Origin of the sequence: Streptomyces sp. NPDC059649, assembly GCF_042734445.1 — a bacterium.
In the GTDB taxonomy this organism is placed as follows: domain Bacteria; phylum Actinomycetota; class Actinomycetes; order Streptomycetales; family Streptomycetaceae; genus Streptomyces.
This window is the reverse complement of record NZ_JBHWDV010000001.1, coordinates 327,614-348,193: the sequence shown is the minus strand read 5'-3', so window position 1 is coordinate 348,193 and position 20,580 is coordinate 327,614. Positions and strand designations below refer to the sequence as shown.

Annotated in this window: 18 protein-coding genes and 2 pseudogenes; 8 read left to right on the top strand and 12 right to left on the bottom strand. The window is 68.6% G+C overall.

Annotated elements, in window-relative coordinates; all coding sequences use genetic code 11:
- The first annotated feature begins 52 nt into the window (after positions 1–52).
- Both ACFV1J_RS01585 and ACFV1J_RS01580 read left to right on the top strand, forming a co-directional pair.
- The gene (locus ACFV1J_RS01585) at positions 53–991 is read left to right on the top strand and encodes an NAD-dependent epimerase/dehydratase family protein (RefSeq protein ID WP_385855172.1); all 939 of its coding nucleotides are present in this window, start codon (positions 53–55) and stop codon (positions 989–991) included.
- A 29-nt stretch (positions 992–1,020) separates the two neighbouring features.
- Positions 1,021–1,932 (top strand): annotated as a pseudogene (locus ACFV1J_RS01580) (RNA polymerase sigma-70 factor); the annotation flags it as partial.
- A gap of 387 nt (positions 1,933–2,319) precedes the next feature.
- On the opposite strand, the gene ACFV1J_RS01575 reads toward ACFV1J_RS01580, so the two are convergent.
- Entirely contained in the window at positions 2,320–2,967 is a 648-nt protein-coding gene (locus ACFV1J_RS01575; RefSeq protein WP_385855171.1) for a response regulator, read from the bottom strand.
- Positions 2,968–3,153: 186 nt separating this feature from the next.
- Between ACFV1J_RS01575 and ACFV1J_RS01570 the strand changes: the two genes are divergently transcribed.
- From ACFV1J_RS01570 to ACFV1J_RS01560, 3 genes are all read left to right on the top strand, one after another.
- Positions 3,154–3,732, top strand: a complete 579-nt coding sequence (locus tag ACFV1J_RS01570) for a hypothetical protein (protein ID WP_385855170.1) — start codon at positions 3,154–3,156, stop codon at positions 3,730–3,732.
- Positions 3,733–4,030: 298 nt separating this feature from the next.
- A complete protein-coding gene (locus ACFV1J_RS01565; protein ID WP_385855169.1) occupies positions 4,031–4,438 on the top strand; it encodes a YciI family protein in 408 nt (135 codons plus the stop codon).
- Positions 4,439–4,455: 17 nt separating this feature from the next.
- A complete protein-coding gene (locus tag ACFV1J_RS01560) occupies positions 4,456–5,640 on the top strand; it encodes an RNA polymerase sigma factor (RefSeq protein WP_385855168.1) in 1,185 nt (394 codons plus the stop codon).
- Positions 5,641–5,724: 84 nt separating this feature from the next.
- Here ACFV1J_RS01560 and ACFV1J_RS01555 read toward each other — a convergent pair whose 3' ends face one another.
- The 5 genes and pseudogenes from ACFV1J_RS01555 to ACFV1J_RS01535 all read right to left on the bottom strand — a co-directional run bounded on the left by ACFV1J_RS01555 (position 5,725) and on the right by ACFV1J_RS01535 (position 9,950).
- A complete protein-coding gene (locus ACFV1J_RS01555; protein WP_385855167.1) occupies positions 5,725–6,156 on the bottom strand; it encodes a lasso peptide biosynthesis B2 protein in 432 nt (143 codons plus the stop codon).
- Positions 6,153–6,404 (bottom strand): lasso peptide biosynthesis PqqD family chaperone, encoded by a 252-nt coding sequence (locus ACFV1J_RS01550; RefSeq protein ID WP_385855166.1) that lies wholly within the window; start codon positions 6,402–6,404, stop codon positions 6,153–6,155. The genes ACFV1J_RS01555 and ACFV1J_RS01550 overlap by 4 nt, the downstream gene beginning before the upstream one ends.
- Positions 6,388–8,321 (bottom strand): annotated as a pseudogene (locus tag ACFV1J_RS01545) (lasso peptide isopeptide bond-forming cyclase). Before ACFV1J_RS01545 ends, ACFV1J_RS01550 begins: the two are co-directional and overlap by 17 nt.
- A gap of 105 nt (positions 8,322–8,426) precedes the next feature.
- Positions 8,427–8,561, bottom strand: coding sequence for a lasso RiPP family leader peptide-containing protein (locus ACFV1J_RS01540; protein WP_018090024.1), 135 nt, complete (start codon positions 8,559–8,561; stop codon positions 8,427–8,429).
- A 486-nt stretch (positions 8,562–9,047) separates the two neighbouring features.
- A complete protein-coding gene (locus ACFV1J_RS01535) occupies positions 9,048–9,950 on the bottom strand; it encodes a GNAT family N-acetyltransferase (RefSeq protein ID WP_385855165.1) in 903 nt (300 codons plus the stop codon).
- 364 nt (positions 9,951–10,314) lie between these two features.
- Here ACFV1J_RS01535 and ACFV1J_RS01530 point away from each other — a divergent pair, with 364 nt between their 5' ends.
- Positions 10,315–10,974, top strand: coding sequence for a TOPRIM nucleotidyl transferase/hydrolase domain-containing protein (locus tag ACFV1J_RS01530; RefSeq protein WP_385855164.1), 660 nt, complete (start codon positions 10,315–10,317; stop codon positions 10,972–10,974).
- Positions 10,975–11,072: 98 nt separating this feature from the next.
- Here ACFV1J_RS01530 and ACFV1J_RS01525 read toward each other — a convergent pair whose 3' ends face one another.
- Both ACFV1J_RS01525 and ACFV1J_RS01520 read right to left on the bottom strand, forming a co-directional pair.
- The gene (locus ACFV1J_RS01525) at positions 11,073–11,717 is read right to left on the bottom strand and encodes a protein-L-isoaspartate(D-aspartate) O-methyltransferase (protein ID WP_385855163.1); all 645 of its coding nucleotides are present in this window, start codon (positions 11,715–11,717) and stop codon (positions 11,073–11,075) included.
- Positions 11,718–11,988: 271 nt separating this feature from the next.
- Positions 11,989–12,483 carry a cupin domain-containing protein gene (locus ACFV1J_RS01520; protein ID WP_385855162.1) on the bottom strand — a complete coding sequence of 165 codons (495 nt, stop codon included), beginning with the start codon at positions 12,481–12,483 and terminating at the stop codon, positions 11,989–11,991.
- Positions 12,484–12,563: 80 nt separating this feature from the next.
- On the opposite strand from ACFV1J_RS01520, the gene ACFV1J_RS01515 reads away from it, so the two are divergent.
- Positions 12,564–13,415 carry a LysR substrate-binding domain-containing protein gene (locus ACFV1J_RS01515; RefSeq protein ID WP_385855161.1) on the top strand — a complete coding sequence of 284 codons (852 nt, stop codon included), beginning with the start codon at positions 12,564–12,566 and terminating at the stop codon, positions 13,413–13,415.
- A 129-nt stretch (positions 13,416–13,544) separates the two neighbouring features.
- Here the strand turns inward: ACFV1J_RS01515 and ACFV1J_RS01510 are convergent, their stop codons facing one another.
- Positions 13,545–14,261, bottom strand: coding sequence for an SDR family NAD(P)-dependent oxidoreductase (locus tag ACFV1J_RS01510; protein WP_385855160.1), 717 nt, complete (start codon positions 14,259–14,261; stop codon positions 13,545–13,547).
- Between the two features lie 152 nt (positions 14,262–14,413).
- Here ACFV1J_RS01510 and ACFV1J_RS01505 point away from each other — a divergent pair, with 152 nt between their 5' ends.
- On the top strand, positions 14,414–15,448 hold the full coding sequence (locus tag ACFV1J_RS01505; RefSeq protein ID WP_385855159.1) for an Lrp/AsnC family transcriptional regulator: 1,035 nt from the start codon (positions 14,414–14,416) through the stop codon (positions 15,446–15,448).
- Positions 15,449–15,579: 131 nt separating this feature from the next.
- Here the strand turns inward: ACFV1J_RS01505 and ACFV1J_RS01500 are convergent, their stop codons facing one another.
- The 3 genes from ACFV1J_RS01500 to ACFV1J_RS01490 form a co-directional block, all read right to left on the bottom strand.
- On the bottom strand, positions 15,580–16,974 hold the full coding sequence (locus ACFV1J_RS01500) for a (2,3-dihydroxybenzoyl)adenylate synthase (protein ID WP_385855158.1): 1,395 nt from the start codon (positions 16,972–16,974) through the stop codon (positions 15,580–15,582).
- A gap of 639 nt (positions 16,975–17,613) precedes the next feature.
- On the bottom strand, positions 17,614–18,753 hold the full coding sequence (locus ACFV1J_RS01495) for an ABC transporter substrate-binding protein (protein WP_385855157.1): 1,140 nt from the start codon (positions 18,751–18,753) through the stop codon (positions 17,614–17,616).
- Between the two features lie 916 nt (positions 18,754–19,669).
- A complete protein-coding gene (locus ACFV1J_RS01490; RefSeq protein ID WP_385855156.1) occupies positions 19,670–20,200 on the bottom strand; it encodes an AAA family ATPase in 531 nt (176 codons plus the stop codon).
- Positions 20,201–20,580 lie beyond the last annotated feature (380 nt).

Below are 20,580 nucleotides of genomic sequence, written 5' to 3'. Positions count from 1 at the left end.
GCTGTCTTGTCTTGAGTAGCGAAGACAGACGCTCACGTCAGGCAGGAAGGTGATGGGCATGCGGGTGTTCGTGGCAGGTGGGACCGGGGTTCTGGGGCGGCGGCTGGTGTCGCAACTTCTGGCCCGTGGTCACCAGGTGACGGCCACGACCACAAGTGCGGCCAAGCTGGGCCAGCTGGCGCAGGTGGGCGCGGATGGTGTGGTGATGGACGGGTTGGATGCGGCGTCGGTGGGTGAGGCGATCGCCAAGGCCCGGCCGGAGGCGATCGTGCACCAGATGACCGCGATCTCCGTAACGCACGCCGGTAAGCCCGATATCAAGCATCCGGACCGTTGGTTCGCCACCACCAACCGGCTGCGCACTGAAGGAACGGACCACCTGCTGGCGGCGGCCGAGGCCACCGGTGTGTCCCACGTCGTTGCGCAGGCGTACGCCTCGTGGAACGGCATCCGCGAGGGCGGCTGGGTGAAGACCGAACAGGATCCGTTGGACCTGCTTGAGGGGACGGCGGCGCATGTGGGGTTGAAGGCGTTGAGCCGTGTCGAGGACGTGGTCCTCAAGGCCGGCGGTGCGGTGATGCGTTACGGCGCGTTCTACGGGCCGGGCGCCATCGACGACCAGGTCGAGCTGGTGCGCAAGCGGCAATACCCGCTGGTGGGACGTGGTACCGGCTACAGCTCGTGGGTGCATCTCGATGATGCGGCGAGCGCCACCGTCCTGGCCGTGGAGCAGAAGGCGACGGGCGTCTTCAACATCGTCGACGACGAACCGGCTCCGGCGAGTGACTGGTTGCCACACCTGGCGGCGTGTGCGAGCGCCAAGCGGCCGATGCGGACCCCGGTGTGGTTGGCCCGGCTGCTGGCCGGCGACCAGGCGGTGGTGATGATGACCGAGGGGCGCGGCTTCTCCAACGCCAAGGCCAAGCGGGAGCTCGGCTGGCAGCTGCGTCATCCGTCGTGGCGGCAGGGCTTCAAGGAGGAGCTGGCGTGACCCTGAACAGGGAAAAGGCCGCGCCGTAAGAGGAGTTCGAGCAGTTGCGGCCGCTGCTGTTCTCGATCGCCTACCGGATTCTGGGCAGTGTGACCGAGGCGGAGGACGCCGTCCAGGAGACCTGGCTGCGCTATGCGGCATCCCCGACGCCCCCCGCCTCGGCCAAGGCGTTCCTGTCGGCCGTGGTGACCCGCATCTCGATCAATGTGCTGCGTTCGGCCCGCGTCCGGTGCGAGGAATACGTCGGGCCGTGGTTCCCGGAGCCGCTGTTGACCGATCCCTACCAGGACCCCGAACGCTCGGCCGAGCTGGCCGACTCGGTGTCCATGGCGGCCCTGCTCCTGCTGGAGCGGCTCACCCCGCTGGAGCGGGCGGTGTTCGTACTGCGGGAGGTGTTCGAGTTCGGCTTCGCGGACATCGCCTCGGCGGTGGGCCGCTCGGAGGCGGCGTGCCGCCAACTGGTGGTACGGGCGCGCCGCCACATGCACGCCGGCCGGCCCCGCTTCGAGGCCGACCGGCGCGAGCGCGAGCAACTCGCGCTGCGGTTCTTCGACGCCTTCACCGAAGGGGACATCGACGGGGTGCGGGAACTGCTCGCCGCCGACGTACAGATGGTCGCGGACAGCGGCGGCAAGGCCCCGCAGTGGGCCAACGGCTTCTACGGCGTCGACCATGTGTCCCGGGTGCTCGCCGCCCTCCTCCCGCCGTTCGTCCGCATCGGCGGCATCATGGAGCCGCATCAGGTGAACGGCCAGCCGGGCGCGATCTTCCGCGACCGGAACGGCAAGCTCACCCACACCTGGACCCTCGACATCCTCGACGGGCAGATCCAGACGATCCGCACGGTGAGCAACCCCGACAAGCTCGGACATGTCGGCCCCGTAGCGGATGCCTGGGCGATCCTGCGCGAAACGCGGCAGGCCCGCCGCGACGCGGACTGATCGCACGACCGACCGGGATTTCGGACCTTGTGGCGCTGGATGCAGCGGGCGCCAAGGCAAGGACACCGAGAGAAACCCGCCGAGAGAAACCCACCAGAGAAATCCGCCGAGGGCCATCACGGCAACGCCAAGGACCACCCACCTCACCGACTTCCAGCCACGGGAACTGCACACGGCGGAGGTGCACCGGCTGGTCGACGAGCTGCTGGCGTGGGCGCAGGCACTCGCCCCGCTCCGCACGCCTGCCAGGACCGCTCACCAGAACGCGTAGCAACCAGCAGGAAAGGTCATCCCGCGTCGCCCAGCCTTCGGAGCCAACGGCCTCCGGCCGCCTGCTCACCAGCCAGGCACTCGCCGCGCGCAGCGAGGGAGCATCCTGTCCCCCCGTTACTCATGCGGGAACTCCCCCACTTTGCGCAGCATCGCGAAGAGTCGGGTGGACGAGCTGGTGACGTCATTGACGCCTGCTGCGAGGATCTCGCTCGTTCTGGCAAGGTCTTGGGCGGATGCGTAGACGAATACAGGTACGTGCTGGCCGCATGCGCGAATCTCTCTCGCGAGCTCCAGGCCCGCATCCGCGTGAAAGCTGCCGTTCTCGTTCCGTGCCATGTCGGAGATGACCGCGTCGAACGGCGGTACCGCCGCCGACACAGCCTTGATTCCCTGATCAGTCGTCTCGACCTGCACCACGTCCACGCCCAAGGCCTGCAACTGCGCCGCCTCGTAGGCATTGTGCGAGGGATGGTCATCAACCCAGAGCACTCTTCGCAGGGGCGGGAGGGTGCTTCTGCTCTCCTCCTCCGGGTATTCGGACGCACTGACTGAAGCCAGTTTTCCCTGGATGTCGGCCGTGGTCTTCAAGAGCTTTTCCGAGACCTCCTGCACCGACAGCTCCGCCGACCCGATCTTTACGGTAAATCCCCGGGAGCCCATGACCTTCTTGATGGTGGGAAGCAGGCGCCAGATCACCAGACCGGCAATGATGGGCCATGCGAAAGTCGACAGCGCACCCAGCAGATCTACCGTACTTTGCATGACACAACCTGCCCCTGTGAGACGGAAAACAGGGTGATGGTCCCATCACATCGATCGTGCGATCGCTAGGCACGCGCGGCCGGCGGACCCAATGGCCTAACCGTGGTCACCATCGCGGCCAGCCTCGGGAGCGGACAGCGGCGACCGGCCCGAGACGTTCCCAATTCCCGCTATAGAGTCCCGCCCGTGAAGACATCCGGATCACTGCTCGACCGGCTCAAGGCCGACCGCGAGGCTGCCTTGCTCGCCGACTTCCCCTTCGAGTTCGACACCCTCGTCGAAGCCTTCGGCCCCCTTACCCACGTCGAACCGGTACGGCTGGCCTCCGGTGCCCCCTTGGAGCCGATCGCCAAGGACCACGGCGGCGGTACGTACTTCCTGTGCGGTGAGGGCGACGACGAGCACCGCCCAGTACTGTTCGCCGACTCCGAGGGCTCCGCCGGGCTCATAGGAACCAACCTCCGGGACGCACTGCTCCTGCTCATCGCCCTGCCGTGCGCCGACGAAGCCCTGCACTGGGAAAAAGCAGGCCGGGAAATGGACGAGCAGGCACTCATAGCCCTCCGCGACGAGAACGACGCCGAGTACATCGAGGCCACGGAACTGGAAGACCTGCCCGGGATGCGCACCGAACTCCTCAACCGCCTCGGCCTGGCCCCGGCCCCTCCCCTGACCGCACTGCTGGCACGCGCCCGCGCGGCCGCCGCGCTCAACCCCTCCTACGTACTCATCAACGAACACGGCAACACCTACCGCCAGGACTGAAAATCGCCTCGGCCGTGCCTGGCCTCCACTCCAGACAACTCGTCGGTCCGAGGGCACCACGCCGTCGGGTGCGACCGGCGACCCCGGGCGGCGGCCACCGGCCGCCCTTTCCGAGCACACCAAGACTCACACCAACAACCACACACAGTGATGAGTGCGTGGCATTCCGTTGATTCAGTTCAGGCTCTTCCACGCGGGCCAAAAAAATTCGGTCGATGATGTCGAGAACGCGTGACGGGCTCCGTCCCCGGGGTGAAGGCGACCACAATGGGTCGCATCAGCACCGAGGAGAGACACGATGGCCAAGTACTTGCTGCTCAAGCACTACCGCGGCGCCCCGGCTGCGGTGAACGACGTACCCATGGAGCGGTGGACGCCGGAGGAGATTTCGGCGCATGTGCAGTACATGCAGGACTTCGCGGACCGGCTGGAGAAGACCGGCGAGTTCGTCGACGGTCAGGCGCTCGCCCCGGAGGGGATGTGGGTCCGGTACGACGGTGAGGGGCGCCCGCCGGTCACGGACGGCCCGTTCGCCGAGACCAAGGACCTCATCGCCGGCTGGATGGTGATCGACGTCGACAGTGACGAGAGGGCCGTCGAGCTGGCCGGGGAGCTGTCGGCCGCTCCTGGGGCGGGCGGGAAGCCGATCCACGAATGGCTCGAGGTGCGCCCGTTCCTGACCGCGCCGCCCACCATCACGGAGTGACCTCTCAGGTGTCTCACATGGACGAGGCCCTGCTCAGGAGCCTCACCCCGAGCGTGCTCGCCGTCCTCGTCCGCCGCGGAGCCGACTTCGCGGCGGCCGAGGACGCCGTGCAGGACGCGCTGGTCGAGGCGGTCCGTGTCTGGCCGGCCGAGCAGCCGCGGGATCCCAAGGGCTGGCTGGTCACCGTGGCCTGGCGCAAGTTCCTCGACGCGACCCGCGCGGACGCCGCCCGCCGCCGGCGGGAGGAGCGCGTCGACGAGGAGCCGGCGCCCGGCCCCGCGTCCGGGGTGGACGACACGCTCCAGCTCTACTTCCTCTGCGCCCACCCTTCGCTGACCCCGTCGTCCGCGGTCGCGCTCACGCTGCGCGCGGTCGGCGGGCTGACCACCCGCCAGATCGCCCAGGCCTACCTGGTGCCCGAGGCGACCATGGCGCAGCGCATCAGCCGCGCCAAGCGCACCGTCTCCGGCGTTGGGGTCTCCCCTGCTGGAGCGAAGCCGAGAGCTCGGGGAAGGTTCGACCAGCCCGGCGACGTCGCCACCGTGCTGCGCGTCCTCTACCTGGTCTTCAACGAGGGCTACTCCGGCGACGTCGACCTCGCCGCCGAGGCCATCCGGCTCACCCGGCAGCTCGCGGCCCAGATCGACCATCCCGAGGTCGCGGGGCTGCTCGCCCTCATGCTGCTGCACCACGCCCGGCGCGCCGCCCGGACCGCCTCGGACGGCAGCCTGGTCCCGCTCGCCGAGCAGGATCGAAGCCGGTGGGACACCGAATTGATCGCCGAGGGCGTCGCGATCCTGCAGGCGGCCCTCGTGCGCGACCGGCTGGGCGAGTTCCAGGCCCAGGCCGCCATCGCGGCACTCCACGCCGACGCGCCCACCGCCGAGGAAACCGACTGGGTCCAGATCGTCGAGTGGTACGACGAGCTCGTGCGCCTGACGGACAGCCCGGTCGTCCGGCTCAACCGCGCGGTGGCCGTCGGCGAGGCCGACGGACCGCGCGCCGGGCTGGCGGCGCTCGCGGAACTGGACGACTCACTGCCCCGCCACACCGCGGTGGCGGCCTACCTCTACGAGCGCGACGGCGACCTGGCGACGGCGGCACGGCTGTACGCCGAGGCGGCCCGCCAGGCACCCAACCTCGCCGAACGCGACCACCTGACGCGCCGGGCCGCCCGGCTCAACGCCCGCCGGTGTCGTTGACGGACCGCGCTCGGCCGGCCGCTCCGTGCCGTTCGGTAGTGGGGTTGTCGTGGGGCCATCCGCCTGCCTGCTCGGTGCCTTTGCTCAGTCCTTCCCCTGCCCCGAGAGGGGTGGGATGGAGATCAGGGGTTTGAAGTGGCCCTTGGGATGGGGTTCGCCGATGGGGTTGCCTTCGGCTTCGACCCAGGCATGGGCGGCGAAGGGGTGGGTGCGTACGCCGGTGCACCAGGTGGGCCAGGTGCCGCGCAGGCGGCAGAGCAGGGCGGTGGCGATGGAGCGTTGCAGACAGCCCTGGCCGGCGCAGCGCAGGCTGACCGAGACGACCGCTTCGCGGGCGGCGAGGGTGTGGTCGGCGGTGGCCGGTGGGGCGCCGCGGCGGGCGAATTCCAGGATGCGGCGCAGGCGGGCGGGTTTGGTCTTGGCCAGGAGGCGGGCCACGGCAACGGCCAGGAGAGGTACGGGACGGCGGTGCAGAGGGAGGCGGGGCCGTTCGGTCAGGGCGACGGGGAGGCTCATGTGGTCACCAGGTCGGCGGTGCGCAGCTGGGTGAGGACGGCGGTGACGTCCTGTTCGGCGCGGGCGGGGTCGATGTGGTGCCGGGTGGCGAGGTCGGCGGCGATGGCCTGGGGGGTGCGGCCGTCGAGGAGTTGGCGCAGTACCTCGGCGCCGGTGGTGTTGAGTTGCCAGTAGCGGCCGGTGCGTTGGTTGAGCAGCACGGTGCCGTCGTCGGTGTCGGTGCAGACCACGTCAGGGTGCAGGTGCATGGCTGTCGGTCGTCCTTTGGGCGGGTGTGGGTCGGGCGGGCGAGGGTGGGATGGGGTGGGCGTGGGGCAGTTGGGAGTGGTTCAGTCGGGCGTGGGCCAGTTGGGCGTGGGTCAGTTGGGCGTGGGTTGGGTGGCTGCGCGGAGCCAGGTTTCGCAGCCGATGAGGGGTTCCAGGGCGATGTTCATGGCGTTGGTCGCCTGGGGGGCCAGGAGTTGGCGGCGCAGTTCGGCGGGGTTGATCAGGCCGTGGGCGGCCAGGGCCGAGTCGTCGAAGAGCGTCAGCAGGGTGGGGATGTTGCGGCGGAGGCCGGTGTTGGCCTCATCGCTGAACTCGCCCTTGGTGGCGCGGCCCAGCACGGTGGCCGGGACGATGCCGCGCATGGCCCGGGCGAGGAGGGGTTTGTAGTGCCAGGGGCCGGCGTGTTCATGGGTGCGGACCCGTAGGACGGCCTCGACGACGCGGTCGTCGAAGAACGGCGAGTCGAGTTGGACGCCGGCGTCGACGAACGGGCGGGCCAGCAGCCGGTACCAGGGGGCGCTGGTGCGTATGGCGAGGAGGGTTTGGTGCTGGCCGAGGTCCGTGGAGAGGGGCTCGGCGTGGGTTGCGGTGTGGCGGAGGGCCTCGCGGGCGGTCTCGATGGCCTCGGGGGTGACCCAGGTGGGGGCGCGTAGCGGCCACAGGCCCCAACCGAGGCTGGGGCGGCGTTCGCGCGACGGTGGGTCGGTGAGGTGGTCGGCCTGGGCGCGCCACCACGATGCCTGGGTGCCGGGGTGGGTCAGGGCGGCCAGGGTGTGCAGCAGCGGCCAGCGTTTGAGGGCAGCGTAGCCGCGGACGTGCCGCAGCGCGGTGACGGGGCGGCGGCGCAGCAGGGGGTGCAGGTAGCCGGGGAAGGGGGTGAAGAGCTCATCGCCGCCGTGTCCGGCCAGGTGGTGGTGGGCTTGTCGGTCGGCCAGCAGCTGTGCGGTGTGGCGGGTGCGCGCGGCGGTACGGACGAAGGGGTAGGGCTCTTCGGTGTCGGTGCAGCTGGCCGGGTCGGTGAAGAGGGCCGGGAGGTCGGCGGGGGGTATGACGAGGTGTTCGGCCTGGTCGAGGGCGTCGACGGAGTGGGCGGCGAAGGCGGCGTCGTCGTTGCCTGCCTCGGCCTCGCCCCACCGGAAGGTGAGCAGGTCGGGGGTGGTACGAGCGGCGAGGAAGCACAGCGAGGTGGAGTCCATGCCGCCGGACAGGTCGCTGCTCAGCCGGCCTGTGGTGGGCCTGCGGTCGGCGAGGGCGGTCTGCAGGGCCTCGCGAACGGCTGTGGCACCGGCGGCGAGGGAGAGGTCCGGGATGGGTGGCTGCCACCAGCGGACCGTACGTGTCTGCCGCTCTTGCAGCACCAGGTAGTGGTCCGGGGGCAACGCGGAAATGCCTGACCACAGGGGTGCGTCGCTCAGGGGCGGGGGAACGAGTCCGCCGCAGGCCACGCGTAGGGCCAGGGCGCGTTCGTCGATTCCGGCGCCGGTCATCGCGGCCAGCGCATCGGCACGGTCGGCGGCGATGGGCAGGCCGTTGAGGTGGGTGTGGTAGATCCGGTGTAGTCCGGTGATGCTGCCTTGTACGCGGGTCTGTCCGTCGACCGAGGCGACAACGTGGCAGGAGCCCGGGAGTGCTGCGGCGAAGGCGTCGACGTCGGCGATGCTGCGGATGCGTGCGGTGAGTTGGGACAACCGCGTGGCGGTGACCGGGCAGATCCCGATCACCGCCACCTGCACCGGGCCCGCCGTGGCCACCTGTAGTGCGTCAGGCAGCCACCTGCCCACCAGCCACGGGCGTCCAGAGGCATGCGAGTACACCTGGGGCGCCGACCAGGGCACCTGCGCACGAACCTCTTCCGTGGACGCCGTATCCGGGAGGACCACGAACCCAGCACCGGTCATCTGTGCTTACTCCTACCAGTCAGCCGTCGAATCAGCTGGTGATGCTCAGCCAGCTGCCGAACCAGCTGGTGATTGCCAGTCAGCTGCCGACAGCCAGAGGGACGGTCAGCCGCCGTAGTGGCCGAAGATGTCCTTGCCCCAGCCGATGAAGCCCAGCGTGTCCTCGTTGAACTCGCCGACCTCGACCAGCATCGGGGCTGCGTACGGCTCCACGGTCGACAGCTCGTTCTGCTCTTCCATATCAGCCTCCATGGGTATAAAGCGGCAGTCATCCGACTGCACCGGCTCAAGCTAACACCGAAAGAACGCGCCATGATCGAATTTATTTACGGGTGCGGTGGCGGCGGCCGGGTGCGGTGGAGCGGGGCCGGGAACATACCTGCTGATCGGAGGCGGATCGAGGTGCTGGAGGGGATCAATCCGTTTTGCTGTGAGCGGAGTTGAGGAAACTTACGGCTTTGACTGGGGCGTTCGTCGGGGCTTGCTCGCAGGCTTCCTTGGGGGCTTCCTCGGGGGCTCCTTCGTGGGCTTCCTCAGGGTCTCCCTCGCGGGCCCCCCGGGGGGCTTCCTCCCAGGACTCCTCAAGGCCTCCCTCGCAGGCTTCCTCGGGGCAGTTGCACGAGACCTTCTGGCTGGTCCACCTCCTGGGCGCCTCCCGGCAGTTGACCCACGGCGGGCCGGCCGCCCCCGTGCACCGGCGGCGGCCCGCCGTGAAGTCCCGTCCGCTCAGACGAAGTCGATGCGCTCCTCGCTGACCGGGTAGCCCACCCTCGCGAAGTGTGCCGCCATCGGCAGGTTCGTCTGGTCGGTGGCGGCCGCGATGCGCGTCGCGCCCCGCGCCACCAGATCGTGGGTGCACTCCACCAACAAGTCGTAGGCATAGCCGTTTCCGCGCTGCTCAGGCAGGACACCGATGAAGCCGATGCACGGGCCTGAGGGGTTGTGCGCAGGGACGTGGAAGCCTGCCAGTTCGCCGGCCGGGGTGTAGGCCAAGCGCCACCAGCTCCGCGGCGAAGGCATCCAGGTGAGGATTCGCAAAAACTCCTCGACGGCCCCGTCCCTGCCGTACTTTTCGATGTCGTGCCGGTCATGGGCGTCCAACGAGCCTTCCTGGACCCGGCGCACCACGCTGCGGATGACATCGTCGTCCGGCTCCGGCCGGTACTCCAGGCGCCCGGTGCGCTCAGGGAGCGCACAGTCCACGGTCCAGCTGTAGCGGTAGCGCTCGACCAGCTTGTGAAGGCCGGCCGCCTGGGCTGCCGCCATCCGGGCTTCGGCTGCCGCCCGTACGTCAGGCTTCTCGCGCCAGCCCGGCGGCAGCAGCAGGCTGTACTCGGCGTGAAGCGGTGCGGCGCGCAGCAGTTGGACCGCGGCCTCGGCGTCGGTGAAGTCGAACCAATCAAGGGCGATGGGCTTTTCGTCCCCGGGCTTGGCCCACCAGGCGGCACGGGCGACCACAACGCCGTCGCGCAGGGCGACCCAGGTCCACTCGGGCCGGTACTCGCCGCCGTCGGCAATCATGCCGTAGGCATCACCGAGGACGGCGCGGCCGACCAAGCCCCGGTCGGGCAGCGAAGCGAACAAGGGGGTCTCGCCCGCGACCAGCGGACGGATGACCAGTTCAGTCATGTGAAGCGATCCTTCGGGAAAGTGACGCGAAGTGACGCGCTCCCGAATCAGACCCTTGACGCCCGACGGACGGGGCGGGAGCGCACAACAGCTGTGGTGATGAGCATCGCTCTCGCCTCCTCTCTACGATCACGGGCGCCCGCCCACCCTAGACGCGCACGCACGCAGAGGTCCACGCAATTACCCACCCGTACACATCCGTTGTTGGTGCCAAGTGGGCTCCCAGGCCCGGCACCGCCCCGACGCCCGTGCGCATGGCGTACGTCACAGGTGACTTACTGTCGATCGCCCACTACCGACCCACTACCGACCCACTGACGGAAAATCCCTACCGTGAAGGCCGGAAGCAGCGCAGACTCGTCCCATGGCTGATATGGCGTCGTTCCGGGAAGCAGTCACCGCGTGGGTGGCCGGCGGCCCGGGTGACTTGGCGCGCGATCTGGCGGCGCAACTGCCTGTCCGGGCAGCTGTCCTGCTCGAAGGGCCCAGCGACGCCGCGGCAATCAACGCACTGGCCGCCGGCCGCGGCCGGGACCTGGCAGCCGAAGGGGTCTGCGTACTGCCGATGGGTGGTGCCATGAACGTCGGGCGTTACGCCCGCCTCCTCGGGCCACCAGGTCTGGGCCTACGCCTGACGGGACTGTGCGACGAAGCGGAGCGCCGCTACTACGCCCGCGCCCTGGAACACACCCAGGCAACACAACAGGCGGTCCAGGCACCACAACAGGCGGTCCAGTCAACGCAGCAAACGTTCTTCGTCTGCGCAGCGGATCTGGAAGACGAACTCATCCGCGCACTGGGCGTGACACGGGTGGAAGAGCTCGTCCGGGCCGAGGGCGACCTGCGCGCCCTGCAAACGTTCCTACGTCAGCCCGCGCAGCAAGACCGCACCCCACAACAGCAGTTGCGGCGCTTCCTCGGCACGAAAAAGGGCCGCAAAATCCGCTACGGCCGCCTCCTCATCGAAGCCCTCGACCCCCACCACACACCCGCCCCACTCGACCACCTGCTCATCAGCCTCTGACCACTCGCCGACGTCAACCATTGAGACGTCAACCATTGAGCTGTCACCCCCCACAGCAACCGACGCAACACCGTCCGCTGCTGCGCCGTCCGCGAGGCTCAGGAGGAGAAGCCGTACCGTCCGCGCAGACGGACGAAATGGGCGGGCGTGAGGACCCTACGGCGTTCCAGGCCGGTCGCAGTGCGTACGAAAGACACCACCTGCTCACGACCACCCGGCCCGATGGGCTGCACGAGGCGGCCGCCGCAACGCAGTTGCTCGACCAGCGGCGACGGGACCTCCGGGAACGCTGCGGAGACGATGACCGCGTCGTACGGAGCACGGTCCGGCACCCCGCCGCTGCCGTCACCGATGCGCAGTTCAACATTGCCGATGCCCTGACCATCGAGGTTGCGCCGTGCCTGATGTGCGAGCTCCGGCCACATCTCGATGGTCACGACATCGCCGGCCAACCGGGCGAGCAGTGCGGTCTGGAAGCCGAGGCCGGTACCCACCTCAAGGACGTGGGCGTCCCCGCTCATCTCAAGACCCTCGATCATCATCGCGGAGAGCGAGGGCTGCGTGGTCACCTGACCGTGAGCGATCACGATGGGTACGTCCTCGTAGGCATACTCCTGATGACCGAGAGGGACGAACGCCGCCCGAGGCGTTGCGTGAACAACCTCAAGGAGACGTTCATCCCTGATACCGGCCGCGCGAAGGGCCCGTACGAGATCCTCGGGCGAAGAAGCGGCTTCAGTCATCGCGCTGCCCTCCGTGTGACGCCTTCAGCCCCGCGATGCCCTCATGCCCTCATGCCCTCAGCCTCACGAGCGGCACGGGAACCGCAGCAGTGGCCCCAACCGGTCCGGACCCCAGCAGGCAGCCCCTCGCAGTCCCGTCAACGACCACACCCTTCAGCTCACCACACGCAGGTGCCGGCCTCAACCACACCCGAGCCCTCGTCCCGCGCACCCTTTTTGGCAATGGCATCCATTTTCATACAGGCAGGCTCAGCAGGGTGAGCAGCGCCCGTCAGGCGAAGTCGGTGGCGGGCTCGGTGGCGTAGCGGCTCATCGCTTCGATGTTGGCTTGGAGGGTCAGTGCCTGGCCGCTGGCGATCATGTCCCGCAGGTCCCGGAAGTACTGCACGTAGAGGTCTGGTGTGAACGTACTGAGCATGACGGCGGGTTGGTCGGTCACGTTGGCGAAGGTGTGCGGGGCTCCGGGCGGGACCATCACGAGCGTGCCGGCCGTCGCGTCGTAGTCCTTCTCCCCGACGGTGAACCGCACGGTGCCGGAGATGATGTAGAAGCCCTCGTCGTGCTGGGCGTGACGGTGCTGTGGTGGTCCGGGCGTGTGCGGCGCGAGGACGGACTCGGCGATTCCGAGACGGTGACCGGTGTTGCTGCCGTCTTCGAGAACGCGCAGGCGTGTGGTGCCCAGGAAGATCGTCTCTCCGTCGGCCGGGCCGACCACCGATACGGCGGGGGCGGTGATGGGCTCGCTGGTCTTCGGTTCCTCAGTCATGCTTCGATCCCACAGCCAGGGTCCTGGGACTGTCCAAGTCCCCTTCTGTGAGCTCGATACCGTCCGGGTATCGTCGCACCATGGAGCTACGTACGCTGCGCTATTTCGTGGCGGTCGCAGAGGAACTCCACTTCGGCCGGGCCGCCGTGCGGCTGCACATGACCCAGCCGCCCCTGAGCCGGGCGATCAAGCAGCTGGAGACCGAAGTCGGTGCCCCGTTGTTCGACCGGTCGTCCGCCGGTGTCACGCTCACCCCGGCCGGGGCGGTTCTGCTCGATGAGGCGCGCGCCCTGCTCGACCAGGCCGACCGGGTACGTGTGCGCGTGGCCGCGGCGGCCGGCACCGCCACCCTGACCGTCGGCATCCTGGGCAACGGCAGCGACCCGGGCGCCACCCGGCTGGCCCGCGCCTACCACCGACGGCACCCGCGCGTCGAGGTGCGCATCCGCGACGCGGACCTGACCGACCCCACCTGCGGGCTGCACGCCGGAGTGGTCGACGTCGCCCTGACCCGCGGGCCGTTCGAGGAGACCGGGCTGACCGTGTACGAGCTGCGTGCCGACCCGGTGGGAGCCCTGCTGCGCGCCGACGATCCGCTGGCCCGCCGCGACAGCCTGCGGCTGGCCGATCTCGCCGACCGCCGCTGGTTTCGGTTCCCGGAGGGCACCGACCCCGACTGGCAGTCGTATTGGAACGGCGGGGAGCCTCGCGAGGGTCCGGTGGTGCGCGCGGTGCAGGAATGCCAACAAGCGGTTCTCTGGAACGGCACGGTCGGCATGACTCTGCTGGATCACGCGCCGGTGAAGGGGCTCACGGTGGTGCCGCTGATCGACATGCCACCGAGTCGCGTCGTGGTGGCATGGAGCGCAGGCGACACGAATCCACTGATCCGCTCATTCCGCCAGATCGCCGGCGCCGCCTACCGCGACTGAGCGCCTCGCCCCGCGCCGCCTACCGCCACTGAGCGCCTCGCCCGCGGCACGCCGACCCCGACTGCTCACTCATCGCACCGCACATGGCCCTCCAGGTATGACCGGCGCTCAGCCGGCAGCAGGGTTCATTCACCACGGTACGGTCCGACCCCAACGATCCAGATACTCGAGACCAGGCTTCCCCAGCCTCGACAGCAGAACGTCCACCACCTGCGGGACGCTCTCCTCGAGGGTGAGTGGTGCTTCTGGCCCCCCTAGCGCCGTGCGGACCCAGCCAGGCGCCATGAGCACGAATGCGCGCTGGGTCTCGGACTGTCGGGCCGAAAAGCTACGCATGAACATGTTCAGGGCCGCTTTGCTGCCCCGGTAGACCTCGCGCAAGCCGGTCGTGTTGTTCGTGATGCTGCCTTGCCCGGAGGACATCGCCCCGATGAGTCCGGTCGGAGACACGAGGTCTTCCAGTGTTTCGATGACGCGCATGGGGCTGAGCGCGTTGGTGACCATCACCTCAACGAAATCGGCGGTCGGAACCGCACCGATCGGCGTCTGCTCATGGTTCGTGGTCCCTGCGTTCACGAACAGCACCTCGAGTTCTCGGTGCGCGAGACGCTCATGCAGGGGGGCCAATTGAGTCGGCTCGTTGATGTCGAGATGCTCGACGGAGACGCGTCCGTCGGAGCGGTCCGCGAGTTCGTGCAACAGCGTTCGAGCAGTGGTGTCTCGGACCGTGCCGATGACGTTCCATCCTCTGTCGAAAAATTCGGCCGCCATCGCGTGGCCGAGACCGCGCGACGCCCCGACAATCAGAGCGGTCGGCGTGTGCCGGTCCGCGGGAGTTGATGACACTTCGCGTCATCTCCCTTCATAGAACGGTCTGTTCAGCTCAGATCGAGCTGCCGGGCTTCTTCCTGACGCGCTTTCGAGTCTTTCCGCTACGCCGTCTTCAGGGCACGTCCAGGGCGCAGATTTGTACGATCACCCGCGTGACAAGAGCATTCATGACGGAATCCGCCGCTGTGCAGCCCGACGATGTGCGTGTCATTCGCGCACTCCAGGTCGCTCCGCGGGCCTCCTTCGCCTCGATCGCGGCCGCGCTCGGCCTCACCGAAGGCGCTGTCAGCCGCCGTTATCGTCGGCTGCGCGCCGATGGCATCATCCGTGTCGCCGGCGTCGTCGATCCCGGGGCGTTGGGACAGAGCAAGTGGCTGGTCCGACTGGGCTGCCGCCCCGGCAGCGCTGTCGCGATCGCCGACGCACTCGCGAAACGCGACGATGTCAGCTGGGTAGCCCTCGCCGCGGACTCCAAAATCACCTGCGCGGTCCGATCCCGCACTCGGGAACAGCGCGAAGACCTACTCGGTCACCGACTTCCACGCACCGCAGCCGTGATCGACATCAATGCGTCCGCAATACTCCGTCAGTTCGTCGGAGGCCGAGGCCACTACTGGGCCGCTCTACGCGGCACGCTGACTCCCCATCAGGAATCGATCCTCGGGAATGACGGCGCCCCTTTTACGGAATCCCCGGTTGTCACTCACGATCCCGTGCACCTCTCCCCAGAGGACGAAAGGTTGCTCGACCTCCTCGCCGCGGACGGTCGCGCCAGTCTTGTCGAGCTCGCCGCAGCGGCGGACCTCACCCCTGGGCGCGCATCGCGCCGCCTTCAGTCCCTCCTCCTGCGCCGCGTCGTCCATATAGATGTGGAGATCGCCGCGGCAGCACTGGGCTATCACGCTCGGGCGAATCTGTGGCTCCTGGTGCATCCGTCGGCGGTCAAGAGCGTCGGACGCGCGCTTGCCCAGGAACCCGAGATCGCCTTCGCCGCGGCCGTCTCCGGGCCGTACAACATCCATGCCGTCGCGCACTGCCGGGATCTCGACGAACTCTTCGAATTCACTTCGGACCGTATCGGGTCCATGCCCGGAGTCCAGAGCATGGAAGTCTCTCCTCTGGTTCAGCAGATCAAGCAGGCCGGCACGCTCCTGTCCGGCGACCGTCTCGTCGAGCCGCGAAGCACTCGCCCGCGACGCTGAGGACGCGCACCCGCGAATCGGCCCTGACCTGCTCGAACCGGGTGCGGTCGTTGAGGTTCACAGCGGGACCGTGAAGGCAGCGTCGCTCCTGGGCCGACCCGGCCCGTCACAGGCCGGACGGATCTTCGTAGTCAGCCTGCTTCGTAGTCAGCCTGCCGCGGGACGTCCTCGAGGCGGCCGGTCACCACCAGATCGCCCTCCGGGGTGCGCCGCGCGAGGTCGCCGGTACGGAAGTAGCCGTCGGTGGTGAAGGAGCGTGCGTTGTGGTCGGGCGCCCGGTAGTAGCCCCGCAGGGTATACGGACCGCGGACGAGGAGTTCGCCCAACTCCCCGTCGGGTACGTCCTTGCCGTCGACGTCGACGATGCGGATCTCGTCGTCGGGTGAGAGCGGGCGGCCCTGCGTGGTGAGCACGGGATCGTCCGGAGCGGCGGGCGGGGTGAGAGTGATCAGCCCCTCAGCCCTGTCGAAGACCTGCTGCAGGCGACAGCCCTCGGGGCCCATCCGTTCGGCGGTCGCCCGATGCAACGGCGTGCCACCGATCTGCACGAGACGCAGACTGCTCAACTCCGCCTGGGCGGCGGGAAGTTCGTCGATCCAGTGCCGGGCCACGGCAGGCGCCAGCGACATGAGGGTGACCCGCTCCCCCTCGATGACCGGGAAGCATTCGGCGGGTTCGGGGTTCTCGACCAGGACGACCGTGCCGCCGACGGAGAGGGTGCCGACGATGCCGGGGCAGCCGAAGGTGAAGTTGAACGCGGCGGGCAGCGCGGCGAGATACACGTCGTTCTCAGTGAGCGACACCAGCTCGGCGGCGGCCCGCGCCTGGTAGGCGTAGTCGTTATGGGTACGCGGAACGAGCCTCGGCGGCACGACCACCGACGACTCCGCGATGGCACCGCCGGAGACCAGGAAGAACGCCACCTGGTCGGCGCTCCGCGCATGCGCCCGCTCGGGCGGGGCGTCGATGGAGTCCAGCGGGAAGTAGTGGCAGCCTGACGGGTCGGTCGAAAGGCCGCCGCACGGGGACGAGGCGCCCGGCGCCTCGAAGGTGAACACCCGCCGGAGGAAGGGACCTTGGGCCGCGATGTCCGCGGCCATCGCCTTGTGATCGAAGCCCTGGTACGTCGAGGGGCCGACGTAGCCGACGGCCTCTGCGACCCGCACGACAGGGGAGACCTCGGACGCGCGGTGCGAGACCGGGCAGAGCACGGGAATCGCACCGACGCGCATCAGCGCAAAGACGGTGATGACGAACTCGGGAACGTTCGGTAGCTGGACGACGACCCGCCCGCCGGGCCGGAGGCCGCGCAGCCGGAATCCGGCGGCCATACGGTCCACGCGCCGGTTGAGGTTCGCGTACGTGAGGCGGGTGCCGCCGTGCACGACCGCGGTCCGCGGGCCGTACTGCAGGGCCCAGCTGCGCAGCAGGTTGTCCAGCGTATTCCCACGCCAGTGGCCGGCCGCCCAATAGCGGTCGACGAACTCCTCGGGCCAGGGCGTACAGCCGTCGAGCAGGGATGCCATTCGCTTCCTCCTGTACCGGTCCGGGGCAGCGCCGATTCGACGACCGGGGCTCCAAGGCAACCATCCCGCCGTCTTGGCCTGTGATCTCGACCTTGATCTTGACCTTGACAATCCAATGCGCCAACCCCCTTCTCCGCAATGTGCTTTCCCCACCATGGAGGCCGGATTCCCTCAGCCGAAACTCCAATGGGCGCCGCTGACCAGGGCCACCGACGAACACCACCAGCTCAGAACACGAGTCGCTGCTTGCGTACTCAGTCGCGGCGGCTGGACGGCAGAGCCGAACCGCCTTCCGCAATCGCCGGATTGTGGCGCTACGTGTGGACGGGCGACACCGCGGGGCGTGTGCTACGCCAACAGCGGCGACTGGTCAGCCGCCAAGGGCTTCATCGCGAAGGACCGCATCAACTGCCGAGGCTCGGAGCCCAGGAAAGGACGGCAGGACGCGCGCCAGCCGCTGTCGTCGGTGCGGCTCGGCGCTGATGGGCGCGCCGTGGGGGGTGGTGGGGGGTCGAGCCGGCCGGCCGGGCGGTGCCGCCGCTGAGGGGAAGCGGCGGGCACCACGTCGGCCCGCGTGCGAGTCGCGGTCACGTGCGAGTCGCGGTCATCCGGAAGCGGACTCAGTCCCAGAGCTGGGCCTCAGTCCCAGAGCTGGGCGATGAGGTCCTTCGCATTGCTCTGCTGGGTCTCGGTCGGGAAGCTCGGCGTGCCGGAGACCTTCGGCAGCTTCGCCGCAGCGGCCTTGTCGAGCGTGCCGGCCTTCTTCATGGCGATCATCAGAGCCGGGCGGGCGTATCCCTTGAGCCTGAGGTTCTGGCCCTCGGTGCTGTAGAGGTACTCCAGCCAGAGACGCGCGGCCGCGGGGTGCGGCGCATTCTTGTTGATGGCCTGCGAGTAGTACTGGGAGAACTTGCCGTCCGTGGGAACCGTGACCTTCCAGTCGAGGCCCTTGGACTTGAACTCGTCGGTGTACCCGGCGTTGAGGTAGTCCCAGTCGATGCTGATCGGCGTCCGGCCCTTCGCGACGCTGGCCGGGGTGGATTCGACGGGCGTGTAAATGCCGTTTTTCTTCAGCTTGGCGAAGAAGTCAATGCCGGGCTGGATGTCGTCGAAGGAGCCGCCGTTGGCGAGGGCGGCCGCGTACACGGCGCCGAACGCGGAACCCGACTTCTTGGGGTCGCCGTTGAGCCCGACCTTCCCCTTGTACTGCGGCTGGAGCAGGTCCTTGAAGCTGGTCGGGCAGGTCTGCACACGCTTGGCATTGCAGCCGAAGGAGATGTAGCCGCCGTAGTCGTTGGCCCAGCGGCCGATCGAGTCCCTCTGGACATCGGGGATGTCAGCGAAACCGGCGACCATGTACGGCGCGAGCAGCCCCCGCTGGGCGGCGCTCTGCGCGAAGGAGCTGCCCAGGTCGAGGACGTCGGGCGCGTTGGCCTGGTCCTTGCGGGAGCTGACCGCGCTGATCTCGTCCTCGCTGGCGCCGTTCGGGTTCTCGACCTCGACCTTGATGCCGTACTTCTTCTTGAAGCCGTCGATCAGGGCGCCGTAGTTGGCCCAGTCGCGGGGCAGCGCGATCGCATGCAGCGTGCCCTCCTTCTTGGCCGCCGCGGCCAGGGCGTTGATGCCACCGAAGGCCTCGGCCGTGGTCGCGGTCGCCGCGCTCTTTCCGCCGTCGGCGGTCGACTCGTCGGGGGCCGCGCCACAGGCGCTGAGGGTAAGCGTGGCTGCGGTGGCGAGGACGCCGGTGAGGACGGCGGTCCTCGATTGGAACACGGTCACGGACTCTCCAGGGGTACGCACAGAGGTTTGAGGGGTTCATGCGGGGCCACACGGGGGAGGCACGTGGGGGGTGAACACTTGCCCGAACGACTTTGTCTGAACAAGTTCGGCCTCAGTAGGCCCAACTATGGTGTCCTCCAGGTAAACATTGGCAAAACTAATGACTCCGATTCCCTCACAATCGCAGCTCGGAGGCGTGATCACTGCACCTCGCCCCAGCTGACCGTGCTGCACACTTTGCACACATTTCGCGCGAGAGAGGGAGCAGGCGAGAGAGCACGGCGGCGCGACAGAGGAGATCACCGGAGGGCCGGGGCGGGCCATCGACTACGAAGCCCACGCTTATCACCTCACACCTCACACCTCACGCCTCACACTTCGGGCAGTCTGCCCCCCCGCGGCGCCGGAGCGGCTCTGCGCGACTCCAACTCCAGCCCATCGCAGTGGCGTTGGACGCCCTGCGGATGGACGCGGGCTGAACGGCGAGCGGGTGCTACTGGCGCGGACCGGTACATAACGGGCCACATCAGGAGCACAACGACTACCTTGCGAAAATTGGACACTCAGGGATATATCGGCTGCCGGGGGCGCCGGGTGACGCCAGGCAAAGCCCCGTGCCGGTACACCCACGCCACAGGGCGACGCAAAGGCGACAAAGCCCTTTGATGAGGAGCCGGCTGCTGCGACGTGGAGCTTGGCCTCTCCTAGGCTCGGCGCATGCCGATCACCGTACGCAAAGCAGGCAAAGCGGACCTGACAGCGCTGCTGACTCTCTACCGTGAACTCAACCCGAACGACGATCCGTTGTCCGACGTGTCCGTAGATGCCCTCTGGACCGCCATATCGAGGCAGCAGGGACGGACCGTCCTGGTGGCCGACGCTGACGGCACCGTGGCCGGGACCGCGGATTGCCTTGTCATGCCGAACCTGACGCGCGGTGGTCGAGCCATCTTGTTCCTGGAGAACGTCGTGGTAGCCAGCTCGGTGCAGGCCGCACTTCGAAGCCGCCTCGGCCGTCGAGGCGCACCTCTCGCACCGCGTCGAAGCCGTCCGACGGCAATGGCCTGCGGAGTTTGTTCAGCGTTCCCAGGACGCCGACGTCCGGAACGCGGTCGCGCCCCTGGCGGGCGGCGTTGCGCCGCAGTGAGCCGGCCACGTCCGGCGGGAACCAGTACGCCGTCACCGTGGCACCGCGGGCGTGGGCCAGTTCCACCAGCGGGTGCCACTCCTTCGGCGAGGGGTTGGTGTTGTCCACCGCCAGCGACCGCCCGGCGGCCAGGTGCTCGTGCACCAGCCGCATCTGTCGCTGCTGCTTGTTGCGGGCGCCCCGCGGGAACAGGTCCTTGCTGACCAGCGCGTACCGGCCTGACAGACACCGCTCGTAGAAGGTCGACTTCCCTGACGCCTGCAGTCCGACGAGTACGGCCAGGTCCGCTTCCATCGCCATACCAGTCACCATGGCACGCCGTTGATGGACGGGGGAAACGGCGGGTGAAACCGCTTGGCAACCGTGTCGCGACACGACGGGGGGATACGCATGAGCGACCCGCCGGGCGCACGGCGGCTCGGCCTGCGGGCCAGGCGGCTGGCGTGGTGCGCTCTGCGGGCTGGGGGCTACGGTCTGCGGCCTGCGGCCTGCGGTCTGGACGCCGCCGGCATGGTGGCGGGGCCCACCGAGCGGGCTGTGTGTTCAGTGTGTGTTCAGTGCCTCAATGGGTGGCCAAAGGGTTGACGCCTCAGTAACCGGAATCCAGAATCCCGCTTACTGTTCGACATTGCCGAACAGGGGACACAGTTGTCGTCAGTGCGCAGGGAGCCGAGCCGCCG